At 71.8% G+C, this 13,676-nt stretch carries 5 protein-coding genes; 1 reads left to right on the top strand and 4 read right to left on the bottom strand.

Going from position 1 to position 13,676, the window contains the following annotated elements:
* Nucleotides 1–3 precede the first annotated feature (3 nt).
* From G9Q41_RS02900 to G9Q41_RS02885, 4 genes are all read right to left on the bottom strand, one after another.
* Nucleotides 4–4,737, bottom strand: coding sequence for a DEAD/DEAH box helicase (locus G9Q41_RS02900; protein WP_165631349.1), 4,734 nt, complete (start codon nucleotides 4,735–4,737; stop codon nucleotides 4–6).
* Between the two features lie 48 nt (nucleotides 4,738–4,785).
* Nucleotides 4,786–7,749 (bottom strand): hypothetical protein, encoded by a 2,964-nt coding sequence (locus tag G9Q41_RS02895; RefSeq protein ID WP_165631350.1) that lies wholly within the window; start codon nucleotides 7,747–7,749, stop codon nucleotides 4,786–4,788.
* 1,249 nt (nucleotides 7,750–8,998) lie between these two features.
* Entirely contained in the window at nucleotides 8,999–9,835 is an 837-nt protein-coding gene (locus G9Q41_RS21445) for a DUF4190 domain-containing protein (protein WP_207630382.1), read from the bottom strand.
* 98 nt (nucleotides 9,836–9,933) lie between these two features.
* On the bottom strand, nucleotides 9,934–11,160 hold the full coding sequence (locus G9Q41_RS02885) for a DNA sulfur modification protein DndB (protein ID WP_207630383.1): 1,227 nt from the start codon (nucleotides 11,158–11,160) through the stop codon (nucleotides 9,934–9,936).
* 167 nt (nucleotides 11,161–11,327) lie between these two features.
* On the opposite strand from G9Q41_RS02885, the gene G9Q41_RS02880 reads away from it, so the two are divergent.
* Nucleotides 11,328–13,487 carry an N-6 DNA methylase gene (locus G9Q41_RS02880; protein ID WP_165631351.1) on the top strand — a complete coding sequence of 720 codons (2,160 nt, stop codon included), beginning with the start codon at nucleotides 11,328–11,330 and terminating at the stop codon, nucleotides 13,485–13,487.
* The last annotated feature ends 189 nt before the right edge of the window (nucleotides 13,488–13,676 follow it).

Genomic DNA, 13,676 nt, shown 5'->3' with positions numbered 1-13,676 from the left:
GGATCAGTTCTCCGTGACGCTGTCCGGTGCGGGGATGAACTCGTGCAGCAGATCCATGGCGGCTTGCCGGGACAGCAGGCTGTGGTAGCGCTCGTTGCGGAATCCGCGCAGGCAGCCGTAGCAGCTCGTTTCCGGGCCGCATTCGCAGCTGCTCACCCGGGTGAGCGCGGCGCGCAGCACTGCGACGAGGTTGCGCGCGATCCGCAGCGTGCTTCCCGCCCCGCCCGGGGTGGTGTCGAACAGCACCAGCGAGGGCACACCGTCCTCTCCGCGGTGGACCGTGCCGTCGATGTCGTCGCGGCTGATCTCCAGGGCCAGGGCCGCCCCCTCGAGCAGGGCGTAGCTGGCCGCGCGCAGGTTCTCCGCAGTCAGCCGCAGCGCGAGCAGCGGGTCGAAGCGCAGTTCGACGAAGTCGGTCTCGTAGCGGTGGGCCAGGGAGTAGTTGTGCAGCGGGCCGGTGCAGGTGCTTCGCTTGAGCAGGTGGTCGTGCTCGCGCGGAGCGGGCCCGTGGGCGACCGGGACGCCCCAGCCGCACCACTGGCACAGCCGGAAGCCCGCGCGGCCGGGGCCTTCGTTGATGACCACGAACTGGCCGCGGGTTCCCGCACGCCAGTCCAACCGTTGACCGGTGGGGAAGGTGGTGCTGCTTTCCTCCACGTCCGCGCGGGAGTCGACGATGTAGGTGGCGCCGGTCCAGGAACGCTGGGGCGGCTGGCTGGCTCCCTGCGGCTGGTGTTCGGAGGCGACGAAACCGTACGAGGGTTCGACGTAGTGCCGGGTGGTGCGGCTGTTCACCTTGAGGCAGGCGGGGCAGGTGGAGTCCGGCACCTCGACGGTCTCCCGGTAGTGTCCGCAGGACTCGCAGACCGAGTAGTACCGGTTGACGAGTTCCCGACCGGGCAGGCGGTACACCCCGCCGGAGCGCCACCGTCTGCCGCCCGCGATGACCTCCGAGCCCGGCGCGTACTCGCTGATGGCCATGCTCAGATCCCGGGTCAGCTCGAGCGCGGGGGCTTTTTCCCCGCCGGCTCGGTCGGTGCGCAGTTCGACGGTGTCGACCGGGAAGCCGTACTTCGGCAGCACGTTGTGCGTGGCCAGGAAGTTGATCAGCGGGCGTTTCTGCAGCGTTGCGAGCACGCGGCGGTACTGTTCGGCGGCGGTGAACTTCTTCGCGCGGGTGGCTTCGTCCATGCGTTCCTCGAAGGCGGCCACGTCCTGGGCCAGTTCCTGGCGGGTGCTGTCCAGCAGCCGCGCGAGCTCGTGCACCCAGGAGTCGGTGTCGACGCCGATCTCCTGGTGGACGTTGTCCGGCAGGACCGCGTCCAGACTGGCCCGCACCGGGGCGGGAACCGGGTTCAGGAACGTCTTGAGCCGTTCGGCAGGCAGAACGAAGTCCGGCGGGGTGTGCTCCGGCGGCAGGAAGAATTCCCCCGCGGTGTGCCAGGTCTGCCCGTGCTGCTCCTTCATCTCCCGGAAGAACGCGGCCAGCGCGATCGAGTGGGCGTGCCGCCGGTCGATGCGGGTGTTTTCCAGCGGCACGATGGGCGGCCGGGTCTCACCGGCGATCATCTTCTCCGGTTCGGTGAAGCGGGAGAGGTCGTGTGAGCGCCGCTGGGCGTAGGTCAGCGCCAGGGCGGCCGAGTCCGAGCGTCGCCCGGCCCGGCCCGCGCGCTGGACGTAGTTGGCGGTGGTGGGCGGCATGTTGCGCAGCACGACCGCCTGCAGCTCGCCCACGTCGACGCCGAGTTCGAAGGTGGTGGAGCAGGACAGGGCGTTGAGCTCGCCGCGGATGAACTGCCCCTGGATCTCGGCGGCCTTCTCGTTGGTCCACTGCGCGGTGTGCTCCTGCACGCTCATGGGGATCGGGGTGGCGCGCAGGTACAGGTGCCGGTAGTGGTCGCGTTCCGCGTCCCGGGCGGGGCGGTGCCAGGGCCGGAGGGTGCCGTCGCAGCGCAGAGTGGGGCAGACGCCGCGCACGGAGCAGCCGAGGATGCGGCGGCAGCGGTCGCAGCGGAACAGCTGCTCGGCCTCCCGCACCGGGCGCAGCCGCAGTTTGCGGTGGTCGATGCGGCGCACGACGCCCGCCTGCGGCAGGGTTTCCGAACGCAGCCAGTTCTGGGGCCCGTCCCCGCCGTGGGCGGGGTCGAGTTCCCGCCACAGCTCGTCCAGCAGCGTGTTCGGGTCGGCGGTGCTGTCGAGGCGGTGCAGCAGCCGGGCCAGGTAGTCGACTCGGCGGTTGGTTCCGGAGGTGGGCAGCCAGCTGAGCACTTTCCGCTTCCGGTCGGAACCGGAGCCGCGTACGTAGATCGGCCCGCGGCGGGGGGCGAAGGTCTCGTCGTCGGGGTCGATGTCGTCGGGCATGTCCACCGCGCCCTGCATGCGCAGGGTGCGGAGCAGTTCCTGCAGCAGGTCCCAGCTCTCCTCGGAGGTGAGGCCGAGTTCGCGGAGCCGTTGCGGCGGGGTCCAGTGCGGTTTGCGGACGAGCTCGACCCGCAGCAGCCCCACGCCTTCCAGGGACTGGCGATCGTGGTAGCTGATCACTTCCTGCATGGTCCACAGCGCGGCGAAGCGCGCCCGGCCGCGGCGGGAGGTGTCCTCGTCGAAGAGGTGCGCGTGCTTGGCTTCCCGCGCGGTCTGGGGGACGAGGTCGTCGATCGGGGCGGGCTCGCCGTCCTCCTCGGCGTCCCAGCTGTGCAGCCCCCGCACCAGCAGCTGGCGGTGGGCGATGTGCTGGTGGGTGTCCATGAGGTAGGGCGCGAAGTAGGCCGCCATCTGGCGGCTGTCGCTGAAGAACAGCAGTTTCCGCCCCTGCCCGGGCAGGGCGGCGGTTGCGGAGTCGGAGTCGCCGGGCAGCGTCTGGTACAGGGCCGTGGCCAGCACCGAGGCGGCCGCTTCCCCGCCGCTTTCCAGCAGCCGGATCAGTTTGGTGCTGCGCGCTCCGCAGGCCAGGCAGTGGTTCAGCGCCTCGGAGTGGGAGTTCAGCAGCCGCACCGGGCGCAGTTCGGTCCGCGCGCAACCGTCCACCGGGCACGTGCCTGCTCGCCTGCGGTGCAGGCAGCCGCAGCTCACGCACAGGTAGCGGAGGTCGCCGTCGGTGGTGCGCTCGTTCTCCAGCAGCGCGTCGTCCTCGTCGTCGCTCTGGGTGATCACCGTGCTGCGGTCCTCCAGCAGCAGCCAGCTGTGGGAGCGGTCGACCCCGGTGCGCCAGGGGATGTGGCGGGGAAGCTCGCCGGAGTGGTCCATGGCCCCGTGCAGGTGCACGGCACCGCATCGTTGGCAGCCGCCGAGCTCGAACACCACGCGGTGGCAGCGGTCGCACTGCTCGCGGCGGTTCAGGCTCAGGTGCGGGGTGTCGCCGTCGCTGCCCAGGCAGCTGAACGCGCCTTCGGTGGCGCGCACGAAGAAGTGGAACCGGGTGGACAGCACCGGGGTGCGGTCGGAGTGGTGCACGCGACCGGCCAGGGTGACCAGGTCGGTGGTGGTGTCGGTGGCCCGGTCGGGGTGCTGCTCGGGGAGGAGTTCGGCGGCGATGTCGCGGAGCGGGCGGGGCTGTTCGCCCAGCGTGGTCTGCAGCTGCCGCAGTCGTGCTTCGCCGCGCAGCGCTTCGGCGGGGTCGTCGCCGTGCCAGCCGTGCTGCCGGGCGGCCCGGAGCAGTGCCGGGTACGGGTCGTCGGCGGCGAGCAGTTCGGCATAGGTCTCGGGCGCGAGCGGCCCCCAGGTGGCGCGGGGCGTGCTCCGGGCCTGCACGGTGGAGGTGACCAGGTCCTGCCGGGCCGGATCGTCGGGGTCCCACCGGAAGGGCAGCCCGAACAGGGACTCGGCGAAGTCGGTGACCGCCTCGGGGGCGCGGTCGGCGCCGACGGTGGCGCTGGTGGCGATGGCCTGCAGGTCGCGGTGGGATCCGACCCTGTCGCGGAGTCGGCGCAGCAGCATGGCGAGTTCGCTGCCCTTGGCCCCGTCGTAGACGTGGGCCTCGTCGACCACGACGAAGCGCCAGTGGTTGGCGTCGGCGCTGTTGAACAGCTCCATGTCCTGCGGCCGCAGCAGCAGGTACTCCAACATCGCGTAGTTGGTCAGCAGCAGGTGCGGCGGCTGGGCCCGCATCTCCTGCCTGCTGAGCAGCTCGTTGGGCAGCCGGGGCTCGCCGGGGTTGAGCCGGTGGAAGGTCTCCTCGGCCCGGTGGCGCTGCTCGGGGGTGTCGCCGGTGTAGCGCCCGAAGGTGACGTCGGGGATCGTGGCGAGCAGCCTGCGCAGCCGTTTCATCTGGTCGTTGGCCAGCGCGTTCATCGGGTAGAGCAGCAGGGCGCGCACCCCGGGCCCGAGGTTTCCGGCGGCGCGCTGCTCGGCCAGGTGCGCCAGCACCGGCAGCAGGAAGCTCTCGGTCTTGCCGGAGCCGGTGCCGGTGGCCACCACGAGGTTCCGCCCGGCGCGTGCTTTGCGGACCGCGATTTCCTGGTGGCGGTGCAGCGGGCGGTTGGCGGGCAGTTCCGGGCCGGTGAACGGCATGAAGGAGGGGTCCAGCACCCCGTTGTGGACCAGCTCGGTGATGCTGGCCCCGGCCTGGTAGGGCGGGTTGGACTCCAGCAGGGGCCCTTTGCTGAGGATCGGGCTGGTGGTGATGGCTTCGTCGAGCGCGCCTGCCAGCGCGGTGTCCCGCAGCGGCAGCAGGGAGCGCAGGTAGCGCCGGTAGGTCTCGTCGATGCGGGAGCTGGCGTGCAGCGGGTTGAACCGGGTCACGGAAGTTCCTCCTGCGCGGGGCGGGCGTGTGCGGTGGTGCGTGCGGGGTCAGCCGGGGTGGGCGTGTCGACCGACGACGAGGAACTCGGCGAGCGCGAGGTCGGTGGCCACGTGCTCCGGGGCGAGTTCGGCGAGTCGGGTCCAGCCGTGCCGCAGGTGGCGCTCGGTGGCGGCCGCTGCGCGGTCGCCCTGGGCAGCCAGCCGTGCGATCAGAGCGATGTCCAGGGACAGCTTTTCCGGTCCCAGCTCGTCGTTCCGGGCAGTGGGTCTGCAGCGGATCGCTGTGGCGAACAGCGCGGGGTGCTGCTGCGGCGTGGGCGAGTCGCTCAGCACGGTGTGGCAGGTCCGCAGCTCGGCGAGCGTGTCGGGGTCGTCGTGCGGATCCCGTCGCGGGCAGGAGTCCGCCGGGGCGTGGTGGCCGTGCAGCGGCGGGGAATGCTCGTCCGGATCGAGCCGCGCCCCGGTCAGCAGCTCGCGCGCTCGCGGGCCGCCCCAGCTGTCCAGCGCCGCCAGCAGGGCCGCTTCGTCGGTGTCCAGCTCGGCGGGGTCCCAGTGGGGCGAGCCGGTGCGGTAGGCCAGCAGGGGGCTGGTGAGCAGCAGCGCGGCCAGCGGCACCTCGGGCCACAGCTCGCGGACCTGGTCGGGGTCGGTGACGTGGCGGAAGCTGTGGGCGGCGATGCCGGAACGCACCAGCGCCGGGACGAGCTCCCGGGTGCTGGGCTGCGCCGTCGCGGTCGCCAGCAGGGACGTGGTGGGGCTGGCGCCCAGGCGGGTGGCGGTTTCCTGGGCCGTCGCGCGGCCCACGGCCGTGCCGAACAGCTGTTCGGCGTGGGCGGTGATCGTCCACAGCAGCGGCAACGCGGTGGAGGTGTGCGGCAGCGGCCCCCGGTCGGCCAGGTAGTCCACTGCGGCGCGTTCCACCGGGTCGGTGAGTGCGGGGGTCAGGGACTCGTCCCCGGTGCGAAACACCGCGCTCGCTTCCGGAAGGGCCGGTTGAGCGGGGTCCTGCTCGGCCGGGTCGGCCCGGCGGTAGTGCACCTCGACCAGCAGCAGCTCGTCTCCGTGGAAGGCCGGGTTCAGCGGCAAGTGCGTGGTGCGCTCGGGCAGCTCCCCCGTTTGCACGGGCAGCCAGGGGGCGTGGACCGACCGGATGCGCACTCGGAGGTGCTCGCGGGGCAGTCGGCGGACGAGCTGCAGGTGCGTTCGGTGGCGCAGCACCTCGGAAGCGGGCGGGGGAAGGAGCACCGTGGCGACCTGGGCATCCTGGCCGGGCAGGGCCAGTTGCAGTCGCAGGGACCCGTGGGCGCGCACCGTGTCGGTCAGCTCGGCGAGGTTGTAGCGCACTGTGCGGGACGAAGCGCTGCGCCCGCTCAGACGTTGCCACGTGGTGGCCCCGTCGTGGGCGAGCAGCTCGGGCGGCCCGCCGTGGGTCTGACGGATGACCGGGGGCAGGGCGAGTTCGAGGGAGGCGCCGTCGTCGAGCTCGTCCAGCTCGTAGTGCTGCGGCACGACCTCCCAGTCGTGGGTCTGGGAGGTCGTGCGTTTGCGCAGCGCGAGGTGCTCGGGTTCGACCTCGACGGTCATGGGCGGGGCCTGCTGCCCGCTCGTGCTCAGATGGACGCGCTCGCTGCGGGTGTGCGGGTTCAGGTGGACGGTTTCCGGGCTGGCCCGCACGTGGGAGGGCGGGCGGATCGTGATGTGCGCGGAGTGGAGCCCGCCCTGCTCGTGCAGCATCCGCACCTGGAGGTTGGCGCGCACTGCCAGGTCCTGCACCAGGGTGAACGTGCGGGGGGTCGTGTTCCGGGGCGAGGTGGCTGTGACGCGGAACCGTCCGAAGGCGGGGCGGGGCAGGAGGTCGCCGAGGTCCAGCGGACTGTCCGCCGTGGTGACCCGGTGGGTGGTGAGCCGTTCCGCGCTCGCGTGGCCTTCGCGGGCGACGGCGATCGTCCACCGCGTGGCCGGGTTGCCGGTGAGCTCGATCCGGGGAGCGGTGTTGCGCACTGGTTCGCCGTGCGGAGTGCGCAGCGCCGCGACGGGGGGCTCGAAGGAGAACTCGGCGCGCGGCGGGTGGTCGACGTGGCGCCAGGGCCCGAACTTCTCGGCGCCGTCGGAGGTCTCGGCGTCCTCGGAGGTCTCGGGGGCGGCGCGCAGCGCGTGCGTCTCGGTGAGCAGTACGCGTCCCAGCCACCAGCCGGGCCAGCCGTTCGGTGGGGTCGTTTCCTCCAGCACGCGGCGCTGCCCGTCGAAGGCCGCCGGTCCGGGGATGCCACGGTGGAGCAGCCACACTTCCCCGGGCGGGACCGGCTGCTCGGCCGGTACGAGTTCGCCGTGCGCGTCGAAGACCAGCAGCGGCTCGTCCGGGTCCACTACGGACACCGAGCGGCTCGTGCCGAGCTGGTCGCGGCATTCCACGGTGGTGGCGGGAAGCGGCACGACCCACCGGCCGGAGTCCTCCGGGCACGGCACGCCTGCGGCCCGCACCGTCCACCGGCGGTGGGGCTCGCCGGTGGACAGGACCACTGCTGAGTTCGGGATGTCGAGGCGAATCCCGAACTCCGCGCGCGGCTGCGTCGCGATCCCGGTGGCGGACCACAGCAGCTGCAGCGCGGGAAGGCTCCCGGAGTTCGCGGGTGCGGTGAGTTCGGCCCGTTCCCGCTCGGTGAGGGCGTGCCAGGCGGCTGCCCAGCCGCGCAACCAGGTGTCGACCTCGGTGGGGGTGAGCGTTTCGGGCACCGAGTGGACGAGTTCCGCGCGCAGCTCGTCTGCTTCCCGCACCGAGGAGGCCAGCCACACCAGGGTGACCAGGGTGCAGGCCGGCCAGCGGAGGAAGACGGTCAGCGGATCGGCGGTGGGGGCGTGCTCGGCGCGGAGCCGGTCGTAGGCGTGCAGGGCGCTGCGGGCCAGTTCTCTGCGGTGTTGTGGTGCCTCGGCGGTGTTGTCGTGCTGCACGGCCGCGCTGAGGGACTGCCGCCAGCGGTGTTCGCTGTCGTCGAGCAGGGTGAGCGCGGCCACTGTGTCCGCTGTGTCCGCTGGGGTTTCCGGGGTGGCTGGGGTTTTCAGTGATTCCGGCGGTTCCGGTGGTTCCGCTGCTTCCGGGGGCGTTGCGTCCTGCGGGGCCGCCGGGGGCTCCGGAATCGCTGGGGCCTGCGGGGTCTCCGGTTCTTCCGGCTCTTCCGCTGTCTCCGGGGATGCCGGGGCGGGCGCGCTCGTGTCCTGAATCGATTCCGATCCCGGATCGGGGGACGGGACGGGCGCTTCGGCAGCGGCTGTCTCGGGAGTGGCTGTCTCGGCAGCGGTCGGGGAGGGGTCCTCGGGGGTCGTTTCGAGCACGGTGGAGGTGGGCTCGTTCGGTTCGGGGGCCGGCGGCCTCACGTGCTCCGGCGCCACCGGCGCCACCGGCGCCACCGGTGTGGCCGGTTCGGCCGGGGCGCTCGGCTCGACGGGTTCGATCGGCGTGGTTGACTCGACCGGGTCGACCGGTTCGATCGGTATGGTCGATTCGACCAGCTCGACGGGCTCGATCGGTGTAGTTGATTCGACCGGGTCGACCGGTTCGATCGGTATGGTCGACTCGACCGGGTTGACCGGCTCGACCGGTGCGGCGGGTTCCGGAGCGGGGCCCTCGCCCCGGGTGGGTGGGGTTTCCGGAGTGGGTTCCGCTGCGGGGAGCTGGTGGGGACGGGACTGCCGTGTCGACCGTTCCCCGTTCTCGGGGGCTGCCCCCGAGGGGGTGTCCGGGGTGGTGCCCGCGGCCTCCGCGCGGGCGTTGCCCCGGGGGTTACGGCCGGGCCGGAGTAGTGCCCTGATCCGTGAAGCGAGTCCGCTGAGTCGGGCCCTGAGTCCCAAGGTGCTCCCAGGTGGTTTTCGTGGTGTCTCTGCACGGTTGTTCGGCGCGGCGCACAACCGGTGGGGTGCTTTGCCGGTGGACGCCTGTCACGTGGGACGAGGCCGCACCGCGTGCCCCCTGCTTTCGGTGTCTGGTTCTTGGTCACCGCTGCCGGATGCGGCGGCTTCCGCTCCGAACCGCACGGGTGGCGTGGTGGCGATGTGCACTTTCGTGTCGTCGTCCACATCGTCATATTCGCCGAGTGAGCGGAATGGGAAGTCGAGATCGATGAAACGCGACGAAACCGTTTTCCAACAGTGATCTCGTCCGGTGTGGCGAGCCGCATGGCGGAGGCGGGCTTGATCGAATCGTTGCGGGGCGGGGTGCGCCCGCTGCCGGGTACTGGAGCGGGCGCACCGTCGGGGCAACCGGGGGTCACACCTGGCCGGAGAAGTAGACCGTGTCGGTGGCGAACACGTTCGGCTCGACGCTGACCTGCAGTTTGCCCGTCTGCTGGCTGATCTCGAACACCATCGTGTAAGTGACGCTGTCCCCGGGCGGGAGCTGGGTGTTCGGGAACTGGTCGCCTGCGGCGTAGTTCTGCTGGGCGACCTGGCCGTCGTGCTGGACGGTGATCGAGGAGGAGCCGACGTTGTACTCGTCGTCGCCGTTGTTGGTCACCCGCACGTCGAACTGGATGTATCTGTTGCCCTCACCTGGCTGGAGGAACTGGGTGTCCGACTCGTAGGCGGTCGGTTTCGAGATGGAGATCGTTTCTCCGCCCGACCAGCTGTGCTCCTGACCGAAGTCGAGCCGCACGGTGGAGTTCGATCCGGAGTCCGAACCGGACCCGGAACCGGACCCGGAGCCCGGGGTGGCGGAGTCGGTGGAGCTCGTCCCGCTGCCGGAGCCGCCCTGCTCGAGGGCCTTGTCCAGCTCGCGCACCATCATGCCCTGCAGGATCACGGTGATGACGATGGCCAGCACGCCCAGCCCGGTGCCGATGCTCGCCACGATCTTTTTGCCGCCGAACAGGGCGATGACGCCGAGGATCACGCCGACGAAGGCGGCCACCGCCGTCAGGTTGTTCAGGATCGGGATCGGGGAGCCGCACATCCCGATGATGCCGAGGATCAGGCTCGCCCAGGCCATCCCGCTGAATTTGGGCTTCAGGCGCTGAGGCTGCTGCGGCGGCTGCTGGGGCGGCTGCTGCTGCGGCTGGGGCGGCTGCTGCTGCGGCTGGGGCGGCTGCGGTGCTTGCGGTTCGGTCATTGTCGTTGGTTTCCTTTCCGGACGGAAACGGCGCGCCCGGGCGGGCGCACCGCTGTTTCTGGAGTGCGTTCGTGCGGGGTTCGGCAGGCGACGGCCGGTCAGCGGCCGCGAATCTTGCGGCCGTACTCGGTGTCGGGGTGCACGATGGCGTCGGCGACGCGGCCTCCGGCGTCCTTGGCGCCGCCGCCGAAGTTCAACGTGCCCTTGGCGTTGGCGCTGCCTGCGACGCCGTGCCAGTACCGGGCTTCGCGTTCCCAGCGCACCGTGGCCAGCAGGTCGAGCAGTTCCTCCTCGGTGAGGTGGTTGCTCGCCGTGGCCCAGCCGGTGGTCTGGTGCGCGGCGATGCCGATTCCGGCGAGCACGGCCGGGGCCGAGATGGCCGTGCGGGCGAGGAAGTGTTCGTACAGTGTGGACATGATCATCGACAGTAGCGGTATGACTCGCCTGCTCGCGTGTTCGGGGGTGACCCCTTCGGGCAGTTCCTCCTCCCGCAGCGTCGAGCCGGAGCGCGTCAGCCCGCCCCGGCCGAACAGCGTGCAGATGACCAGCACGCGCAGCGCGGACAGGGTGACCACTTCGGGGGAGGAGCTCTTGAGCTGCCTGCTGCGGGTTTCGACGAACTTGCCGAACGGGACGGTCCTGCCGTGGTGCTCGATTCGGACGTTGTCGACCACCCGGTGGGCCAGTTGGGTGCCGAAGTCGCGCTGGTCCATCGACATCGCCAGGTTCTTGGTCACGGGGATGCCTTCGACGTTGCGGTCGTAGAAGATCTGGCGCGCGTCCTGGACCTCGATGCCCCAGAACAGTTCGAAGGGCACGCGCACCCCGGCCAGGGCTTCGACGCTGAGGTCGTAGCGCTCCGGGGAGTCGTGGAGTTCGTGCCAGGCGGCGACCTGGGTTTCCCCGTCGATGGCGACCACGGGTGAGCCCGGGGCGACCGAGACGGTGCGGATGCCGGTTCCGGGGACGAGCTCCTCGCTGATCGAGGCGAGCTTGCCGCCGAGCCAGAGGGTGACCGGGGGAGTGGACCAGGCCGCGCCGAGTTCGCCCTTCACGCCCGAGGCGATGTAGCCGGCGTAGGCGGTGACGTTGCGGCCCTTGTTGGTGGATTTGAGCATCCGCTGGACCAGCCCGCGCACCTCGGCGTGCCTGCGCAGCGTGCCGGAGGCGTGTTTGAGCGCCTGCTGGTTCTCCTGCGCCTTCGGGGAGGGCACGAGCTGGAGCAGTGTGGACAGGCCGAGGGTGCCGATCACCGCGTTCGGGCGGAACGGGGTGACGTGCAGGCGGATTCCCTCGACCTCCTCGGTGGGCATGGGGATGGACATGGCTCTCCTCTCGGGACGGTGCGGTTGCGGCCGTGCCGGCGAACAGCTCGCGTTGAAAGCATGATCAGGAAAGCATAAGCTGAAAGCACTGTCAAACAAGTTAACAGATTTGATTGATGTTGTAGGCTGTTTACAGTGCAACTCCCGCAGCGAGACAGGACGTCGTGATGCCTCCATCAGCAGCGCAGGTGACCGCAGCCGAGATCTCCCGGATGGCCGGGGTGACCCGCGCCACGGTCAGCAACTGGCGCCGTCGCCACCCGGATTTCCCGGAACCCGTGGGCGGGACCGAGACCAGCCCCGCCTACGACGCCGAGCAGGTGCGGGAGTGGCTGGCGGAGCGGGGCCAGCTTCCGCAGCGCACCTCCTGCGAACAGCTGCGTGCCGCCGTGCGCGTGGCCGACGAGGACGAGCGCGAGCTCGCCGTCCGGCTGCTGCCGCTGGTCTCCGCGCTGTCCGGCCTCGAGACGGCCGAGCTCGCCGGGATCGCGCGTTCACCCGAGCACGAGCGGGTCGAGGCGCTGTCCCGGTCGCTGGGGCGGTGGCTCGCGGAGGTGCCGGGGGTGGAGCCGCAGACGGTGGCGGACTACCCGTCCGCCGTGCTGGGGCCGTTGTTGGACAGCGCGATCACCGACGGGCTCGCCGCCGTGGTGGAGGTGTTGACCGAGGTGCTGGCCGAGGACCCGAGCACCGGCATGGCGGCCACCCCGCCGCAGCTGGCCGAGTTGATGGTGCGGCTGCTGGCGGAGACGCGCGAGGTGGCGCCGACGCGGGTGTTCGACCCGGCCTGCGGCTACGGCGGTCTGCTGCTGGCGGCGGCCCGGGCGGGCGCGGACGAGCTGTTCGGCCAGGACGTGGTGGCCTCCAGGGTGGGGGTGAGCTCGGTGCGGTTGAGTACCGAGGCCGCCACCGAGACCGCCGAGCTCGACAGCGTGCTGCGCTCGGGGGACAGTCTCCGCGCGGACGCCTTCCCGGAGCTACGTGCCGAGGGGGTGGTGTGCAGCCCGCCGTACGGGATCCGGGACTGGGGACACGAGGAGGTGGCCTACGACCCGCGCTGGGTGTTCGGGGTTCCGCCGAAGTCGGAGTCGGAGCTGGCCTGGGTGCAGCACTGCCTGGCCCACCTCGAACCGGGCGGACGGGCGGTGCTGCTGTTGCCGCCGGGGGTGGCCGAGCGTGCTTCGGGGCGGCGCATCCGTTCCGAGCTGGTGCGCTCCGGGGCGTTGCGGGCGGTGGTGGCCCTGCCCGCCGGGGCGGCCGCGCCGCCGCACCTGGGGCTGCACCTGTGGGTGCTGGCCGCGCCCGATCCGGAGCGCAGGGAGACACCTCCGGTGTTGTTCGTGCACACCCCGGCCGATGCGGCGGTGCGGGGGGAGTCGGCGGGGCGTGCGCAGCCCGGGGGCGGGCGCGCGGCGCTGGACTGGTCGGCGCTGCGGGAGCGGGTGCTGGCCTCCTGGCGCGGGTTCGCCGCCGATCCGGAGGGCTTCGCGGCCGAGCCCGGGGTGGCCTGCGGGCGTTCTGCGGTCGATCTGCTCGACGAGAACGTGGACCTCACCCCGCAGCGGCACGTGCACACCACCGCCGGTGCCGTCGATCCCGCTCAGCAGCGGGAGACGGTGCGGCGGCTGCGGGACGAGCTGGGGCAGGCGGGCAGGCAGCTGCTGGAGTCGACCGGTGGGCCGGAGTGGCCTGCGGCGCGGGACGAGCCGGTGTCCTGGCGCACCGCGACCGTGGCCGATCTGCTGCAGGGCGGGGCGGTGTGGTTGCACCGGATTTCCTCGTCCCGCGCGGGCGAGTCCGAGCAGGTCGAGCTCGCCGAGGAGTGCCGGGTGCTGAGCTCGCGGGACGTGTGGGAGCACCGGGAGGTTTCCGGCTCGGCCGGGGACACGGTGGTGTCCGAATCGGTCGAGATCGCCGCGGGGGACGTGATCATGCCGGACGTGCTGAAGGGGCTGCGGACGGTGCCGGTGCGCGTGGCCGAGGGGGGTGACGTGGGGGCGCTGCTGGGGCGGCACCTGCATCTGCTGCGACCGGACCCGGAGCGGCTGGACTCGTGGTTCCTGGCCGGTTTCCTGGGCGCGGAGGACAACGTCCACAGTGCCACCACCGGCAGCTCGATCATGCGGTTGAGCGCCAAGCGGCTGCGGGTGCCGCTGGTGCCGCCGGAGCAGCAGCGGCGCTACGGTAGGGCCTTCCGGCAGCTGCACGCCATGCGCGCTGCCGCCCGGGACGCGAGCCGGGCCGCCGAGCAGACCGCTCGGGAGCTGGCCGCCGGGTTGACCTCGGGGGCGCTGCTGCCGCCGGGTCAGGAGTCGGACGCGGAGTGAGGGTGCGGTTCGCGCCCCGGTGCGCGGTCGTGGTTCGGGACGTGGTGCGGCCGCGTCGCAGGCTGCGGCGGTGCCCCGGAGCGGTTCCGGGGCACCGCGCACTCGGCCGGTGTCTCAGCCGAAGTGGTCGGTTTTGACGGCGGTGAGGAACGCCTGCCACTGCGCGTGGTCGGTGGTGAGCTATCCGGC

Source organism: Actinopolyspora sp. BKK2 (genome assembly GCF_011291845.1).
GTDB lineage: Bacteria > Actinomycetota > Actinomycetes > Mycobacteriales > Pseudonocardiaceae > Actinopolyspora > Actinopolyspora saharensis.
The sequence above is the reverse complement of the archived record's forward strand: the minus strand, read 5'-3'. Positions and strand labels throughout refer to the sequence as shown.